Here is a 15,761-nt window from a genome sequence, read left to right as displayed (position 1 = left end):
AAAGTGCCGGTAACGCTTGGTGGTCAAGCGCTGGCAGCTATTAAATCAATAGTTTGATGCAGCGCTGGCGGCGCGGACACGCCGATCCGCCGGCCGGCTGCGTTCGGGTGGAAAACCTAAAAAGTGAGCTGCTTGCGCACATGCGTGCTGTGTTTCGATGTGTTTTATGCCTGAAACCCAACAGCAGAATGCGCAAGCAGCTATGGATTTAGAAGCCCACGCGTACGCCGATGGTGTAGAGATCGACGTTGCTGTGGCCACCAAACACGCTCGGGCGGTAGCGCTCCCACTCGCCGCGCAGCGCGACATTCGGGGTCAGCAGGTACTGCGCGCCCAGGCCGAGCTTGAGCCCGTTGCCGCTGCTGTCGCCGGCCGGTGTGTCGAGCGTGGCGTGGGCCAGGCCCAGGCGTCCCAGCAGCGCCCACTGGTCCGTGAGCGGCGCCAAGCCCACCGCATCGACGAATGCGCTGCGGCCGCGCACCCGGCTGCCGCTCAGCCCGACGCGGCCCAGGTCGCTCAGGCCCGCTTCGAGCGCGAAGTTGGGTGTGAACTGGTAACCCCCATAGAGCTTGCCGGCGACCGATGAGCCGCCGCTGTCGAAGCCATTAACGGTGTCGGGGTAGTTGGGAACGCCCAGACCGCCTCCGACGTAAGGTCCCTCATTGGGCGCGCAGAAGGCGCCCACGTTGCATAGAAGCAGTGCCGCGCCCAGCGCGGCTTTGAGCGTGAAGATCTGCATGGTCGACTCCTTTGGGACAGTGCGCAGCGGCAGGCTCCATGGTTCGCAGTGCAATGATGCGCCCGCGCGATGCCAAATGCATCTCTGCATTGCATTTGCCATCGATATGTGACGACTCGTTACGTACTCTGGCCTTCTGCGAGCCTCAGTGCCCAGGATGCGGCAGGCGCACGTGCAGGTCGAACGAACTGCCCGGGCTGAGCGCGACGGTGTAGCTGCGCCGGGTGTTGCCACGCCGGGCGGTGACGCGGTAGGTGCCGGGCTGCAAGGCCACGTCGACCAGCGAACCGGCCAGATCAAGCGCGAGCACGCTGTGGCCTCGCTGGTCATGGATCTCCAGCGCCAGCCGCGTGCGCTCCGGGCACGGTTGCGGCAGGACACGGGCGCGCATGCGCTGCAGCAGGGCTTCCAGGCTCCAGCCCTCGGCCACCGCGGCACCGGTGTGGATCAGCAGATGCGCCCCGGCCGCCGAGCCGGTGCCTTGGGGCAGCGCAGGCAGGCTCATGGGTGCAACCGGTTTCTCGCTCCACAACGCCATGCGCATGCACCCGCCGGGTGGCTGCCGGGCCGGCAAGGCGCTGGCTGCACAGCGGTGGCAGCTGCGCGCGGGATGGCGCTCGGCGGCATGGGCGGACCTCTTTTCATGGGAACCATCGCAAAGGGTGGGAGCGGTGACGCGCATGCTCGCAAGGCCCGGGTGCAGCCATGTGTCCGAAGGCTGGGCGCGAAATGCCATTTGCAATGAAATCAGCCCAGCAGATCGACCAAGGCACGGGCAAGATCGGCGCGCTGCAGGGGTTTGGCGAGAACCCGGGCCACGCCGGCGGCAGTGGCGCGGCGTGCCAGCGACGCACCGCCGTAGCCACTGAGCAGCAGCACGGGCAGCCCCGGCGCATGTGCCCGCAGGGCGGCGGCCAGCTCGGTGCCGGTGAGCCCGGGCATGGCCTCGTTGGTGAGGACGGCGGCGAAGCGCTGCGGCTGCGCCTGCAGCGCCTGCAGCGCGGCGCGCGGGTCGGTGAAGCCGGCGCTGGCATAGCCCATGTCCCGCAGCAGCTCCCCCACCAGTGCCATCAGTGAGGGGTCGTCGTCCACCACCATCAGCTCCAGTGCCGTGCCTTCGGGGAAGGTGCGGCGTGCGGGTGCGCCCGCGCCGCCGGCCTCGGTGCATTCGGGGAAGTAGAGGGTAAAGCAGGCGCCCTGGCCGGGCGTGCTGCGCACGTCGATGGCGCCGCCGAATTCGGCCACCACGCCATGGACCACGGCCAGGCCCAGGCCGGTGCCCGACTGCGCGCCGCGCGTGGTGAAGAAGGGCTCGAACAGGTGCTCCATGACCTGCGGCGTGATGCCGACGCCCTGGTCCGATACGCTCAGCGCCACATAGTCTCCGGCCGGCAGGGCACTGTGCGAGAGCACGCGCGGTGCGGCCACGTGGGCACGCTCCAGGTGCACGCTCAGCAGGCCGTTGCCGGGCATCGCCTGCAGGGCGTTGGTGCACAGGTTCATGACGGCTTCAAAGGCCTGGGTCGGATCGCCGCGCAGGCGCGCGCCCGTGGCATCAAAGCCGCGCTCCAACACCAGCCCGGGGCGCAAATTGACCGAGAGCAGGGTGAGGACCTCTTCGACCACGGGTTCGAATTCGAAGACGGTGGAGACGCGGGCCCCGCCGCGGCTGAAGGCCAGGATGCGTTCGACCAGCGCCTTGCCGCGCAGGGAGGCCTGGAGCACCTTGTCGAGGTGGCGCGCCTGGTCGCTGCCATTGGGGGCGGCGTCGCGCGCCATCTCGCCAAAGCCCACGATGCCCGCCAGCAGGTTGTTGAAGTCGTGGGCCACGCCGCTGGCCAGCGTCCCCAGCGATTCGAGCCTGCTGGCGCGCACCAGTTGCCGCTGCAGCGCGCGCTGGGCCTGCAGGCGCCGGCGCTCGGCGCGGCGCACAAAAAGCAGGGCGGCCAGCGTGGTGGGCAGCAGCAAAGCCAGCACCGCCGCCGCCATGTCAGCGGCTCCGCGCCAGGGCCGCAGCGCGGCCTGGAGGTCGAGCGACACCAAAATCTTGACGTTATAGCGGGGCACATGGTGCAGGCTCACCAGGTTCTCGCTGCCGTCGCGAAAGCTCCGGATCTCTTGGTTCGGGCGCTGCGCCAGGCGCTGCGCCATCAGGGACTCGCTGACGCTGGACGGGGCGGCATTGGCGCTGGCCAGGCGCACGCCATCGTTGCGGAACACCGCCATGCGCGTCTCCGGCCCCGGCTGGGCTGCGCTGAAGGCGCCCAGCAGGGCGCTGGCCGGCAGGGCGGCCAGGATCCAGCCGCTCGACGTGCCCTGCGCGCTATGGAAGCGAATGCCCAGCGCCACCTGCATCTCGTGCGCGCTGCCATCGGCGAACGGACGGCTCAGCGTGGCGGCGTCCTCGGCCAGCTGCGCGCCGGCGGGCGCGAAGGCCGCTAGCTCTGGCGCGGCTGCCGTGCTGGAGGCGGCGAGCACCTCGCCCCCGCCGTCGACCAGCCACAAGGTGCGAACCAGGGGCATCAGGTCGGCGCGCATGCGCAGCGCCTGCACGGCGTTCGGGCTCTCTATGGGCAGGCGTCCGTCATGCAGCTCGGTGCGCAGCGCGTACAAGCCTGCCTCGGTGCCGCGCAGGCTGCGCTCGATTTCGTCGGTCAGCGCCAGCGCCAGCAGCTCCAGTTCGCGGGTCTGGTGGGCGACTGCGTCTCGGCGCAGCTGCCACAAGGCGACGCTGGCAACGCCCGCCAGCGCCAGCCACAGGCCGAGCGCCACCACCCAGGGCAGCCAGGGGTGCGAAGGCAGCGGTGCGTCTGTTTCCATGCGCGGTGCGATCGGGTGGCTGGTGGGAGGGTTCCTCATGACATCTGACATGCGGCGCTGGCCTGCTGCAATGCGCGCGCTGCTTTGTGCGCCCACCATGGCGGCCCAGGTGGGGTGTTTCTGTCGAAGACCGCCCTGAGACCTCATTCCAAGAAAGAAGGACATCATGGCACTCAAATTCATTCCCGGGGCCGCACGTCTGCTCGTGGTTGCCGGGCTGGCCTGTGGCGCAGTCGCCTCCCAGGCGGCAGGCGGCGTCACGATCAGCCATGCCGAGGAAGCGCTGGTGTCGCCCGGCATGAGCATGGACCAGGTGCAACAGGCCCTGGGACGACCGGAGCAATCCATCAAGTATCGCAACCAGCCCGGCCCTACTTACACGTACCGGGTCAGGGACGTGGAGCAAACCCTGTTTGATGTCGATTTCAGTGCCGACGGGCGGGTGCTTTCCATGAACGAACGCATGGATCCCAATGCCGGTGGTGGCGACGGCGGCAGAAACCAATGAGCGCTTGCACCGGTATCCACAAGCCGGGTTGACAGACTTGCACTGTGGCTTCCATTGGAACTATGCTGCACAGGCGCCGCAGCCATCTTGGCGCGCCTGCGCCATGCCCACAGCCTCCACCCCGCACATCCTCGTGATCGACGACGACGCCGGTGTGCGCGACCTGGTGGTCGAGTACCTCGGCAAGAACGACATGCGCGTGAGCGCCGGCTGCTCGGGCCAAGAGATGTTCGAGCTGTTCGACCGCGAGGCCATCGACCTGGTGTTGCTGGACCTGCGGCTGCCCGGAGAAGACGGTATGCAGCTGGCGCGCCGCCTGCGCGATCGTGCCACCGTGCCCATCGTGTTGCTCTCCGGGCGCAGCGACGAGGCCGACCGCGTGATGGGCTTGGAGCTGGGCGCTGACGACTACATGACCAAGCCTTTCAGCCCGCGCGAACTGCTGGCGCGTGTGCACGCCGTGCTGCGCCGCTACCAGGTGCAGGCCACGCTGCCCGAGCGTGACAACACGCGCCGGGCCTTCCGTTTTTCGGGCTGGGAGCTCAACTTGCGCACGCGGCGCCTGGTGGCGGCCGACGGCCACTCGGTGGAGCTGTCGAACGGTGAATTCAGCCTGCTCAATGCCTTGTGCCGGGCGCCGCAGCGGGTGCTGACGCGCGACCAGTTGCTGTCCCTGTCGCGCTTGCACGAGGCGGAGGTCTATGACCGCACGATCGACGTGCAGATCCGGCGGCTGCGGCTCAAGATCGAAGCCGATTCGGCCCATCCCACACTGATCGTGACCGAGCGCGGCGCCGGCTACCGGCTTGCCTGCAGCGTCGAGACGCTGTTCTGAGCCGCTCCCTTCCTGGTTCAGGGCGTATGTGCCTGCCCCATGCCGCGCCGGCGCATGAACCAGTAGTGCGCCCGGTCCAGGTAGAGGTAGACGACGGGCGTGGTGAACAGCGTCAGCGCCTGCGACAGCAGCAGCCCGCCGACCATGGCGTAGCCCAGTGGCCGGCGCAGTTCCGAGCCAGCACCGTGGCCCAGCATCAGCGGCAGGCCACTGAGCAGCGCGCACAGGGTGGTCATCATGATGGGGCGAAAGCGCAGCAGGCAGGCCTGGTAGATCGCGTCACGCGGCGCCAGGCCCTGCTCGCGCTCGGCGGTGAGCGCGAAGTCGATCATCATGATGCCGTTTTTCTTGACGATGCCGATCAGCAGGATGATGCCGATCAGCGCGATCACCGTCAGCTCGTAGCCGCCCGCCATCAGGATCAGCAGCGCACCGACGCCGGCCGAGGGCAGCGTCGACAGGATGGTGAGCGGATGGATGTAGCTCTCGTAGAGCAGGCCGAGCACGATGTAGACCGCGACCAGCGCGGCGGCAATCAGGTAGGGCTGGGTGCGCAGCGAGTCCTGGAAGGCCTGTGCCGTGCCCTGGAACGACCCCCTCAGCGCCTGCGGCAGCCCCATGCTGCTCTGGGCCTGGTTGATGGCCTCCACCGCCTCGCCCAGCGCCACGCCGGGCGCCAGGTTGAACGACAGCGTCACGGCCGGGAACTGGCCCTGGTGGCTGATCGAGAGGTAGGCGGTCTTGTTGCTGTCGAGCTTGACGAAGGCCGACAGCGGCACCTGCTGGCCGGTCAGCGGCGAGGTCATGTAGAGCTTGCCAAACAGCGAGGGATCGGTCTGCAGCGTCGGCGTCACCTCCAGGACGATGTGGTAGCTGTTGATCTGCGTAAAGAACTGGGCCACCTGGCGCTGGCCGATGGCGTCGTAGATCGTCGCGTCGACGGCGGCGGGCGAGAAACCGAAGCTCGACGCACGGTCACGGTCTATCGTCAGCGTGGCCGTAGCGGCGGCATTTTGCAGGTCCGAGGCCACGTCGGTGAGCTGCGGCAGTTGCGCAAAGCGTTCCAGCAGCCGGGGCGCCCACAGGTTGAGCTCGTCGAGGTTGGCGTCGGTCAGGGTGTACTGGTACTGCGTGCGCGACAGGCGCCCGCCCACGTTGACGTCCTGGCCGGCCTGCATCAGCAGCGAAGCGCCCTCGATGTTGGCCACCTTCGGGCGCAGCCGGGCAATGATCTGGTCGGCGCTCAAGGTGCGCCCCTCGTCCCTGGGCTTGAGCGAGATGAAGAAGTTGCCGGTGTTGAAGATCGACGAGTTGCCGAACATCGCCAGGCCGGTGACGTCGGGGTCCTGGCGCACCACGTCGGCAAACTGCACCATGCGCCGGTTCATCGCAGCAAACGAGGAGTCCTGTCCGGCCTGCGCCGACCCGAAGATGAAGCCCGTGTCCTGCTGCGGGAAAAAGCCCTTGGGGATGGCGATGAACAGCGCCACCGTGGCCACCAGCGTGGCAAAGAAGACGCACAGCGTGATGAACTGGTGGCGCAGCACCACGTTCAGGCCGCGCCGGTAGCCGTCGAGCAAGGTGTCGAAGCCGCGCTCGAAGAACTGGTACAGCCGCCCATGCGCGCGGGCGTGCTGGTTTTGCAGGAAGCGCGAGCACAGCATGGGCGTGAGGGTGAGCGAGATCAGTACCGAGACGGCGATGGCCAGCGTCACGGTGATGGCGAACTCGCGGAACAGCCGGCCCACGATGCCGCCCATCAGCAGCAGCGGAATGAACACCGCCACCAGCGAGACCGAGATCGACACAATGGTGAAGCCGATCTCGCCGGCCCCCTGGGTGGCCGCCTCCATCGGCGCCATGCCGTCCTCGATATGGCGGTAGATGTTCTCCAGCATCACGATGGCGTCGTCCACGACAAAGCCGACCGAGATCGTCAGCGCCATCAGCGACAAGTTGTCCAGGCTGAACCCCACCAGGTACATGATGGCCGTGGTGCCCAGCAGCGCCAGCGGCACCGTCACGCTCGGGATCAGCGTCGCCGCCACATTGCGCAGGAAGATGAAGATCACCAGCACCACCAGCGCGATGGTCAGCATCAGCGTGAACTCGACGTCGTGCACCGAGGCGCGGATGGTCTGCGTGCGGTCGACCAAGGTGTGGACCTCGACCGTGGGCGGCAGCGCGGCCTGCAGGCGCGGCAGCGCGGCCTTGATCTGGTCGACCGTCTCGATCACGTTGGCGCCCGGCTGCTTGAAGATGACCAGCAACAGAGCGCGGCCGTTGTGGATGCCGCTGTCGGGTTCGGCGGCGCCGGCATAGGCCCAGGCCGCCACCTTGTTGTTTTCCGCGGCATCGACGGCCACGCCAATGTCGCGCACCCGCACTGGCGCGCCGTTCTTGTAGGCCAGCACCACGTCGTTCCAGGGCGCGGCGCTGAGCAGCTGGTCGTTGGTGTAGACGGTGAAGCTCTGCGCCGGCCCGTCCAGCGTGCCCTTGGGCTGGTTCACCGACACGGTGGCCATCACGCCGCGAATGTCTTCCAGGCTCATGCCCATGGCGGCCAGCTTGGCTGGGTCGACCTGGATGCGCACGGCGGGCTTTTGCGCTCCGCCGATGTTGACCAGCCCCACGCCCGTGATCTGCGAGATCTGCTGGGCCAGGATGTTGTCGGCGTAGTCGTTCACCTGGATCAAAGGCAGCGTCTGCGACTGCACGGTCAGCAGCATGATGGGCGAGTCCGCCGGGTTGATCTTGCGAAAGGTCGGCGGGCTCGGCAGGTTGGCCGGCAGCTGGCCGCTGGCGGCGTTGATGGCGGCCTGCACGTCGAGCGCGGCGGCGTCGATGGGGCGGCTCAGGTCGAACTGCAGGGTGATCTGCGACGAGCCGGTCCCGCTGAGCGAGGTCATCTGCGCCAGGCCGGCGATCAGCGAGAACTGGCGCTCCAGCGGCTGCGCCACGTTCGAGGCCATGGTCTCGGGGCTGGCCCCGGGCAGGCTGGCCGACACCTGGATGGTCGGAAAGTCCACCTGCGGCAGCGGCGCGATGGGCAGCAACGGAAACAGGGCCATGCCCACCAGCAGCAGCGCCAGGGCCAGCAGCGTGGTGCCGATGGGGCGCTGGATGAAGTGGGCGGAAAGGCTCATTTCCGTGCCCCTGCGCCGGAGGGCATTGCAGCGGCAGGCGGCGTGGCTTCAGCGATGGCCGATCCCGGCTTGAGCTTGTACTGTCCGGCCACCACCACGCGCTGGCCGGCGCTCAGGCCCTGGGTGATCACAGCCAGCCCGTCCTGGATCTGCGCCACGGTGATCGCCTGGTTTTGTACCGTGCGGCCATCGGTGCTGACCACATAGGCATAGGTGCCGTCCTGGCTGCGCTGCACGGCGGCGGCGGGCACGGTCAGCGCCTGATCGCGCATGCCCAGCAGCAGGCGCACGTTGACGAACTGGCCGGGCCACAGGCGGTGCTGCGGGTTGGGAAAGCGGGCCTTGAGCTGCACCGTGCCGGTGGCCGGATCGATCTGGTTGTTCAGCAGCACCAGCGTGCCGCTGCCCAGCAGCTCCTGGCTTTCGCGCGGGTAGGCCTGCACCGCCAGCGGCTCGTGGCTGGCCTGCAGGGCGCGGTTGATGTCCTGGAAGGCGTCCTCGGGCAGCGTGAAGACGACGGCAATCGGGTCGATCTGGTTGATCACCACCAGGCCATTGGCGTCGGTTGCGTGCACGATGTTGCCCGGATCGACCAGGCGCGCACCCACGCGCCCGTTGATGGGTGCCAGGATGGTGGTGAAGCTCAGCTGCACCTGCGCGTATTGGACCTGCGCGTCATCGGTCTGCACGCTGGCCTGGAGTTGCGCGACCAGCGCTTTTTGCGTGTCCAGCTGCTGCTGCGTCGCCGCGTCTTCGCCGATCAGGCGCACAAAGCGCTGCAAATCGCTGCGCGCATTCATCAGCTGGGCCTGGTCCCTGGCGCGCTGGGCCTGGGCCTGCGCCAGCTGCGCCAGCAGCGTGCGCGGGTCGATGCGCGCCAGCATCTGGCCGGCCTTGACGTCCTGACCTTCGGTGAAGCCGACCTGGTCCAGCTGGCCATCGATGCGGGTCTTGACGGTGACGCTTTGTGCGGCCGTGACCGTGCCCAGGCCCGTCTGGTAGATGGGCACCGCCTGCGACAGCACGGGCGCTGTGGTGACCCGCACGGGGGGCGCCGCAGTCGACCGTACAGCCGGCGCCGGGCGGCTGAAATACCAGGCGCTAGCGAGCACGGCAACGAGGCAGACCAGGCCCAGCAGGACGTAGCGGCGGCGGACAGGCGATGCGGTCATGGGGGCGGCTTCCTCCGGGGCGCATCAAGGCGTGCGTGCAAGCGCTGCGGCATCGCGTTCGCGGCCGGCCGCGCTCCACCCGCCTCCCGTGGCGGCGATGAGCGCGACACTGGCAACCAGCTGGCGACCGCGCAATTGTTCGAGTGCGCGCTGGTTGGTCAGCGACAGCGTCTGGGCATTGACCACCGTGAGGTAGCTGGCGCTTCCGGCGCGGTACTGGCTCAGGGCCAGCCGCTCGGCCAACCCGGCGGCCTGCACGGCACGCTCCTGCACGGCCGATTCCTGGCCGAGCACGCGCAGGGCGGCCAGGTTGTCTTCAACCTCCTGAAAGCCGGCCAGCACGGTTTGCCGGTATTGGGCCACGGTGATGTCGTAGGCTGCCACCGCCTGGGCGTCCCGCGCCCTGCGCAGGCCGTCGTCAAAAAGCGTACCCGCCAATGCAGCGCCGAGTGACCAGACGCGGGCCGGGGTGGAGAACAGCGTGGCCAGGCTGGTGGCGGTGCTGCCGACGCTGGCGCTGAGCGTCAGCGCGGGGTAGTAGGCAGCACGGGCCACGCCGATATTGGCGTTGGCCTTCGCCGCGCGGCGCTCCGCGCTGGCAATGTCGGGCCGGCGCTCCAGCAGTTCGGAGGGCAGTCCGGTTGGAACCAGCGGCAGCGTTGCCACCGGCGCATCAAGCGCTGAAAGCGCGAATGCGGCCGGCGCCTTGCCCAGCAGGACGGCGATCGCGTGTTCCAGCTGGTTGCGCTGCACTTGCAGGTCGATGCGCTGCGCGTCGGCCGCTTCGAGCTGCGTCTGGGCCAGCGCCACGTCCGAGCGCAGCGTAACGCCGGCGTTGTACTGTGCCTGCGCCAGTGCCAGCGCCTTGCGGTAGGCGGCGACGGTGCGCTCGTAGAGCGCGATCTGGCGGTCGGTGGTGCGCAGCTGGAAGTAGTCCTGCGCCAGCGTGGACTGCACGCTCAGGCGCGCGGCCGCCAGATCGTCGGCGCTGGCCTGGCTGCCGGCGTTGCCGGCCTCGACCGCACGCCGCACGCCGCCCCACAGGTCGGGCTCCCAGCCGGCCTGCAGGCCCACGCTGACCGTATTGCCAAGATGGCTGCCGTTGCTGTTGGTCAGGGCACGTTCTGCACCAGCCGTGGCGCCAACCGTCGGAAAAAAGCCCGCCCGGGCCGCATCGGCAATGGCACGCGCCTGGCGCACCTGCGCTTCGGCTTGGGCAATGTTCTGGTTGGCCTGGGTTGCTTGCGCGATCAGGCGATCGAGTGTGCCGTCGGCATACAGCGACCACCAGGGGTGCTCGCTGTCGATGCTTTGAGGCTGTGCGGGCCGCCACGGCCCGTCCTCCTTGTAGGTGGGGGGCGCTTCGATGGGCGGGCGCACATAGCTGGGGCCCGCGGCACAACCGAAAAGCAGGGCGGCAGCAACCGGACCCGCGGTGCGGCGCGCTGAAGCGAACCATGGTGCATCCATGAAGTCTCCGGACAAAAGCAGCGGGTGCTCCGAAGTGCCATGCTCCGGGTGGATTCAGCATCCCGCCCAGGGGTGCGCGGCCTATGTCAAGTGTTCTGCGCCGCGTGACATTTGCAACAACCGCAGCAGAGCAGGGCCTGTCAGTGCATTTGGGTTAGGTGCGCTGGCGACAGGACATTGCACTGGCCTTTGAGCGGTAACGGTGCTATATATGCACGCATGCTGCATCTTTTTGGAGAAAGCGGGGCGCGGCGATAGCCCCTCTCTTTCGGATGTCAGCTCGACGCTGTCGCCTTGTCCAGGAGATCGTCATGCTGTCTCTCAAGCGCTCCCAGTGGATTGCCTCTGTATTGGCCGGCTGTTTCGCGGCATGGACTGGGTGCGCTGCGCTCGCGCAGGAGGTCGTGCTGGGGGCCTCGGTGCAACTGACCGGGCCGGTTGCCAACACCGGCCGCTATTACCGCGATGCGTATCAGCTGGCGGTCGACAAGATCAATGCTGCCGGTGGCGTGAAGATCGCCGGCCAGCCGCACAAGCTGGCGCTCAAGCTCTACGACAACCAGTCCGACGTCAACCTGAGCGTGCGCCAGTACACCCAGCTGGTCTCGCAGGACAAGGTCAACCTGCTGCTCGGCCCGTTCGCCAGCAACTTCGCCCTGGCCGATTCGGCCGTATCCGAAAAGTACAAAGTGCCCATGGTGCAGGGCGGTGGCGCCTCCGACCAGATCTTTGCGCGCAATTTCAAGTACATCTTCGGCACGCTCGCACCGGCAAGCAATTATTTCGGCAGCACCGTCGACATGCTCCAATTGCTCAAGCCGCCGCCTAAAACGGTGGCGCTGCTGTATGCCGACGATGCGTTCGACGTGTCGGTGGCCCAGGGCACGCGGCCGATGCTGAAGAAGGCCGGGCTGGAAATCGCCATCGACGAGCGCTACAGCACCAACGCCACCGACTTCAGTTCACTGCTGTCGCAGATCAAAAGCAAGAACGTCGAGGTGGTGCTCGTGGCGGGTCACGAGACCGAGATCCTCAACTTCGTGCGCCAGGCCAAGAGCCTGGCCGTGGCGCCGAAGATGTATTCGTTCACCGTGGGCGTTCCCAGCGAAGACTTTCGCAAGGCCCTGGGCAAGGATGCCGACTACGCCTTCGGCATGACGGCCTGGCTGCCGTCAGCGGCGCTGAAGGACCGCTGGTTCGGCGATGCCCTGCAGTTCGCCAAGGAGTACCAGGCGCGCTTTGGCTACGAGCCCGACTACCACGCCGCTTCCGGCGTGGCCGACGTGGAGGCGCTGGTGCAGGCGATGGAAGACGCCGGCAGCACCGATCCGCAGAAGGTGCGCGATGCACTGGCCAAGCTCAAATTCGACAGCGTCTACGGCCCGGTTTCGTTTGGCAAGAACGGCCAGATCGATCTGCCCCAGGTGGTGATCCAGGTGCAGGGCGATAAGTTGGTCGAGGTTTACGGCGCCAAGGGCTTCGTCACCCCACCCAAATACCCGATGCCGGCCTGGAACGCGCGGTAGCAGGCAGGCCCACAGGAGCGCCGCGTGGACCTGCTCGCGCAAATCCTGCTCAACGGCGTGCTGCTGGGCGGGCTTTATGCCGTCATGGCGCTGGGCCTGGCCTTGGTGTGGGGCGTGCTCAACATCGTCAACCTGGCGCATGGCGCCTTCATCATGCTCGGCGCGTACCTGTCGTGGTATCTCTACACTGACGCGCACATCAACCCTTTTCTGGGCCTGCCGATCACGGCGGTGCTGATGTTCTGCCTGGGCTACATGCTGCAGCGCGGCGTGCTGAACCTGGTCGTGCGCGCACCGATGTTCAACACGCTGTTGATCACCTTCGGCATCGAGGTCGTCCTGACCTACCTCGCCCAGATGGCGTTCTCGGCCGACTTTCGCACCATCAACCCGCCGTATGCGGGCAACAGCGTGCAATGGGGACCGGTTGTGTTGCCGCTGGCACGCCTGGGCGCGTTTGGCGTGGCCATCGTGCTCACGGTCGGAATGTGGCTGTTCTTGCTGCATTCTTGGCTCGGGCGGGCGATACGCGCGACCGCGCAGAACCTGGTCGCGGCACGCCTGTATGGCGTCGAGCCCAGGCACCTTTATGCCACCACTTTCGGCCTCGGGCTGGCGCTGGCCGGCGCCGCGGGCGGGCTGTATGGCACGGTGTCGCAGATCAACCCCTACATCGGCGCGTCGCTGACCGCCAAGTCGTTCGCCATCGCCATCATCGGCGGTCTCGACAACCCGCTCGGCGTCATTGTCGGCGGGCTGTTCCTCGGCATCGTCGAGGCGCTGACCTCGCTCTACATCGGGCCCACCTACCGCGACGTCGCGAGCTTCGGCATCCTGGTGCTGGTGCTCATCGTGCGCCCGGGCGGCCTGCTGGGGAGGACAGCGTGAAGGCCGTGCGCGTCGGCCTCGTTCTGCTGGCGCTGCTGTTGCTCGCCGGGGTGCCGTGGTATGGCTCCGACGTGCTGGTGCAATTTGGCATCAACACCCTGTTGCTCGCCGTGCTGGCGCAGGGCTGGAACATCATCGGCGGCTACACCGGTTATGCCTCGTTCGGCAACTCCGTCTTCTATGGCCTCGGCAGCTACGGAGTGGCCATCGCCATGGTGCAGTGGGGCCTGCCGTTCGGCGTGGGCCTGGCCTTCGGCGTTGCGCTGGCCGTGGTGTTCGCCTTGGTGCTCGGCTTGCCGGTGCTGCGGCTCAGGGGCCACTATTTCGCCATCGCCACGCTGGCACTGTCGCAGGTGATGACGGCCATCGTCTCGAACGTCGAGCTGGCGGGCCGCAACATCGGCCTGGTGCTGCCGCCGCTCAACAACGACCGGCTGTTCTACGAGCTCTCACTGGCGCTGCTGGTGGTGGCCACGCTGACCATCTTCTGGCTGACGCGTAGCCGCTTCGGTTTCGGGCTGATCGCGATCCGCGAGAACGAGGAGGCCGCCGCCGTCATGGGTGTGAACACCACGCTGTACAAGGTGCTTGCGTTCGCGCTCTCGGGCGTGTTCAGCGCGCTGGCTGGCGGCATCCACGCCTACTGGATCACTTTCCTCGACCCTGAGAGCGCGTTCGACATCGGCCTCAACGTCAAGATGATCATCATGGCCGTGTTTGGCGGCCCGGGCACGGTGCTCGGGCCCATCGTCGGCGCCTTCACGTTGTCGGCGATTTCCGAATACCTGTCGAGCGCAGCCACCAGCGTCGCCGGGTTGTTCTTCGGCATCGTCATCGTGGTGGCTGTGGTGCTGATGCCGCGTGGCTTGGCCGATCTGCTGCGCCACTTGCGCAAAACAGGCTGGCGCTACTTCATCGACAACATCAAGGCGCACCGGCTATGAGCGCGCTGCTCGAAGTCCGCCATGCCTCCCGGCGCTTTGCCGGGCTGGTGGCCGTCAACGATGTCAGCTTCACGCTCGCGCCCGGCGAAATCCTCGGCCTGATCGGTCCCAACGGCGCAGGCAAGACCACATTGATCAGCCTGATCAGCGGCACGCTGGCTGCCAGCGAGGGCGAGGTGCTGTTCCAGGGCGAGCGCATCAATCGCCTGCCGGCCTACCAGCGCGCGCGCCTGGGCATTGGTCGCACGTTCCAGATCATGCGGCCGTTTCCGGGCCTGTCGGTGCTCGACAACGTGGCCATCGGCGCGCTGTTCGGCCATGCCGCCCAGCGAGCCAGCCTGGCACAGGCGCGCGAGCAGGCGCGCGAATGCCTCACTTTCGTGGGTATGGGCGCGCACGCCGCGCAGCGCGCCGACGAGCTCGGCGGCCCGGGCCGCAAACGTCTCGAATTGGCCAAGGCACTGGCGATGCAGCCCAAGCTGCTGCTGTGCGACGAGGTCATGGCCGGCCTGAACCTGGTCGAGATCGACGAGGTGATAGCCATCATCCGCAAGCTGCGCGACCAAGGCATCGGCATCCTGGTCATCGAACATGTCATCAAGGCCATCAAGAGCCTGTCGGACCGGCTGCTGGTGATGCACCATGGAGAAAAAATTGCCGACGGCGTGCCCGATGCCGTGCTGTCCGACCCCGCCGTGGTCGAGGCCTATCTTGGAAAGCGGCGCGCATGAGCACAGCACAGGCGCCGGCACCGCTATTGGCCGTGCGTGGGCTCAGCGCAGGCTACGGTGGCATGCTCGCGCTGCACGATGTGGCGCTCGATGTCTACCCGGCCGAACTGGTGGCGCTGGTTGGCAGCAACGGCGCCGGCAAGACCACCTTGCTGCGGGCTCTGTCGCGCGTGCTGCCGTGCACCGGCAGCATCGCCATGAACGGGCAGGAAATATCGGGCATGACGCCCGACCAGGCATTCGGCCTGGGGCTGGTGCAGGTGCCCGAGGGGCGCCAGCTGTTCGACCGCATGAGCGTGCAAGACAACCTGCTGATGGGCGGCTACCGGCGCCCTGACAAGGTGGCGGTGGCGCGCGACCTGGAGCGCATGTACACGCTCTTTCCGCGCCTGTCCGATCGGCGCCGCCAATTGGCGGGCAGCATGTCGGGTGGTGAGCAGCAGATGTGCGCCATGGCCCGGGCGCTGATGGCTGCGCCTACGCTGTTGCTGGTCGATGAGATGAGCCTGGGGCTGGCCCCGGTCGTGGTCGAGCAACTGATGGACGTGCTCGCCAACATCCGCCGCGATGGCGTCACCATCCTTCTGGTCGAGCAGGACGTACAACTGGCCTTGTCGGGTGCGGACCGGGGCTATGTGCTCGAGACCGGCCGCATCGTGCACAGCGGCGCCGCACAGGACCTGATCGACGATCCGGCGGTGCAGCGGGCGTATCTGGGGCTGTAGCGCCTGACCTGCGGTGCGCTGCGGGACAGTGGTTGGGAAAAAGAAAATCCTAAGTAAATCAATTACTTAGGGTTTGTATTTGGCGGAGAGGGCGGGACTCCGGCCAAAAAATAAAAACCCATTTAAAAACAACAGCTTACATGGCTGCTTGGATGTTGTTTTGTACCCAAGTGTGCGCTTCACTTCGTACGAACTATAAGTGCCTATGCAAAAGCACTCAGCCCGTCAACCGCAGCAGCCAACTTTCTTAGACTGTT

The 15,761-nt window shown here is 67.1% G+C and carries 13 protein-coding genes; 7 read left to right on the top strand and 6 right to left on the bottom strand.

Annotation, left to right across the window (positions count from 1 at the left end):
• Positions 1-208: 208 nt before the first annotated feature.
• The 3 genes from B2J89_RS12415 to B2J89_RS12405 form a co-directional block, all read right to left on the bottom strand.
• On the bottom strand, positions 209-739 hold the full coding sequence (locus B2J89_RS12415; RefSeq protein ID WP_169169402.1) for a porin family protein: 531 nt from the start codon (positions 737-739) through the stop codon (positions 209-211).
• 145 nt (positions 740-884) lie between these two features.
• Positions 885-1,244 (bottom strand): hypothetical protein, encoded by a 360-nt coding sequence (locus B2J89_RS12410; RefSeq protein ID WP_169169401.1) that lies wholly within the window; start codon positions 1,242-1,244, stop codon positions 885-887.
• 242 nt (positions 1,245-1,486) lie between these two features.
• Entirely contained in the window at positions 1,487-3,559 is a 2,073-nt protein-coding gene (locus B2J89_RS12405) for an ATP-binding protein (protein ID WP_169169400.1), read from the bottom strand.
• Positions 3,560-3,725: 166 nt separating this feature from the next.
• Between B2J89_RS12405 and bamE the strand changes: the two genes are divergently transcribed.
• Positions 3,726-4,067 carry an outer membrane protein assembly factor BamE gene (gene bamE / locus B2J89_RS12400; protein ID WP_169169399.1) on the top strand — a complete coding sequence of 114 codons (342 nt, stop codon included), beginning with the start codon at positions 3,726-3,728 and terminating at the stop codon, positions 4,065-4,067.
• 103 nt (positions 4,068-4,170) lie between these two features.
• Positions 4,171-4,902 (top strand): response regulator, encoded by a 732-nt coding sequence (locus B2J89_RS12395; protein ID WP_169169398.1) that lies wholly within the window; start codon positions 4,171-4,173, stop codon positions 4,900-4,902.
• A gap of 17 nt (positions 4,903-4,919) precedes the next feature.
• On the opposite strand, the gene B2J89_RS12390 is transcribed toward B2J89_RS12395, so the two are convergent.
• From B2J89_RS12390 to B2J89_RS12380, 3 genes are read right to left on the bottom strand one after another with little or no spacing between them, the layout of a single operon-like run.
• The gene (locus tag B2J89_RS12390; protein ID WP_169169397.1) at positions 4,920-8,048 is read right to left on the bottom strand and encodes an efflux RND transporter permease subunit; all 3,129 of its coding nucleotides are present in this window, start codon (positions 8,046-8,048) and stop codon (positions 4,920-4,922) included.
• The gene (locus B2J89_RS12385; RefSeq protein WP_169169396.1) at positions 8,045-9,220 is read right to left on the bottom strand and encodes an efflux RND transporter periplasmic adaptor subunit; all 1,176 of its coding nucleotides are present in this window, start codon (positions 9,218-9,220) and stop codon (positions 8,045-8,047) included. Before B2J89_RS12385 ends, B2J89_RS12390 begins: the two co-directional genes overlap by 4 nt.
• A 24-nt stretch (positions 9,221-9,244) precedes the next feature.
• Positions 9,245-10,690, bottom strand: coding sequence for an efflux transporter outer membrane subunit (locus B2J89_RS12380; RefSeq protein WP_169169395.1), 1,446 nt, complete (start codon positions 10,688-10,690; stop codon positions 9,245-9,247).
• 311 nt (positions 10,691-11,001) lie between these two features.
• On the opposite strand from B2J89_RS12380, the gene B2J89_RS12375 reads away from it, so the two are divergent.
• From B2J89_RS12375 to B2J89_RS12355, 5 genes are read left to right on the top strand one after another with little or no spacing between them, the layout of a single operon-like run.
• Positions 11,002-12,216: an amino acid ABC transporter substrate-binding protein gene (locus tag B2J89_RS12375; protein ID WP_169169394.1), complete on the top strand. Its 1,215-nt coding sequence runs from the start codon at positions 11,002-11,004 to the stop codon at positions 12,214-12,216.
• Positions 12,217-12,240: 24 nt separating this feature from the next.
• Positions 12,241-13,104, top strand: a complete 864-nt coding sequence (locus B2J89_RS12370) for a branched-chain amino acid ABC transporter permease (protein WP_169169393.1) — start codon at positions 12,241-12,243, stop codon at positions 13,102-13,104.
• On the top strand, positions 13,101-14,048 hold the full coding sequence (locus tag B2J89_RS12365; protein WP_169169392.1) for a branched-chain amino acid ABC transporter permease: 948 nt from the start codon (positions 13,101-13,103) through the stop codon (positions 14,046-14,048). The genes B2J89_RS12370 and B2J89_RS12365 overlap by 4 nt, the downstream gene beginning before the upstream one ends.
• Positions 14,045-14,779, top strand: coding sequence for an ABC transporter ATP-binding protein (locus B2J89_RS12360; protein WP_169169391.1), 735 nt, complete (start codon positions 14,045-14,047; stop codon positions 14,777-14,779). The genes B2J89_RS12365 and B2J89_RS12360 overlap by 4 nt, the downstream gene beginning before the upstream one ends.
• Complete coding sequence (locus B2J89_RS12355; protein WP_169169390.1) at positions 14,776-15,504, top strand: ABC transporter ATP-binding protein; 729 nt, start codon at positions 14,776-14,778, stop codon at positions 15,502-15,504. The genes B2J89_RS12360 and B2J89_RS12355 overlap by 4 nt, the downstream gene beginning before the upstream one ends.
• Positions 15,505-15,761: the final 257 nt, after the last annotated feature.

It is taken from the genome of Acidovorax sp. SRB_24 (assembly GCF_012931925.1).
This window is presented reverse-complemented; position numbering and strand designations above follow the sequence as displayed.

What these genes read in the sequence shown, in the direction of transcription:
- B2J89_RS12380 (WP_169169395.1), bottom strand. Translation starts at nt 10,690, where the DNA reads ATGGATGCACCATGGTTCGCTTCAGCGCGCCGCACCGCGGGTCCGGTT.
- B2J89_RS12390 (WP_169169397.1), bottom strand. Translation starts at nt 8,048, where the DNA reads ATGAGCCTTTCCGCCCACTTCATCCAGCGCCCCATCGGCACCACGCTG.
- bamE (WP_169169399.1), top strand. Translation starts at nt 3,726, where the DNA reads ATGGCACTCAAATTCATTCCCGGGGCCGCACGTCTGCTCGTGGTTGCC.
- B2J89_RS12410 (WP_169169401.1), bottom strand. Translation starts at nt 1,244, where the DNA reads ATGAGCCTGCCTGCGCTGCCCCAAGGCACCGGCTCGGCGGCCGGGGCG.
- B2J89_RS12385 (WP_169169396.1), bottom strand. Translation starts at nt 9,220, where the DNA reads ATGACCGCATCGCCTGTCCGCCGCCGCTACGTCCTGCTGGGCCTGGTC.
- B2J89_RS12415 (WP_169169402.1), bottom strand. Translation starts at nt 739, where the DNA reads ATGCAGATCTTCACGCTCAAAGCCGCGCTGGGCGCGGCACTGCTTCTA.
- B2J89_RS12355 (WP_169169390.1), top strand. Translation starts at nt 14,776, where the DNA reads ATGAGCACAGCACAGGCGCCGGCACCGCTATTGGCCGTGCGTGGGCTC.
- B2J89_RS12395 (WP_169169398.1), top strand. Translation starts at nt 4,171, where the DNA reads ATGCCCACAGCCTCCACCCCGCACATCCTCGTGATCGACGACGACGCC.
- B2J89_RS12405 (WP_169169400.1), bottom strand. Translation starts at nt 3,559, where the DNA reads ATGGAAACAGACGCACCGCTGCCTTCGCACCCCTGGCTGCCCTGGGTG.
- B2J89_RS12375 (WP_169169394.1), top strand. Translation starts at nt 11,002, where the DNA reads ATGCTGTCTCTCAAGCGCTCCCAGTGGATTGCCTCTGTATTGGCCGGC.
- B2J89_RS12360 (WP_169169391.1), top strand. Translation starts at nt 14,045, where the DNA reads ATGAGCGCGCTGCTCGAAGTCCGCCATGCCTCCCGGCGCTTTGCCGGG.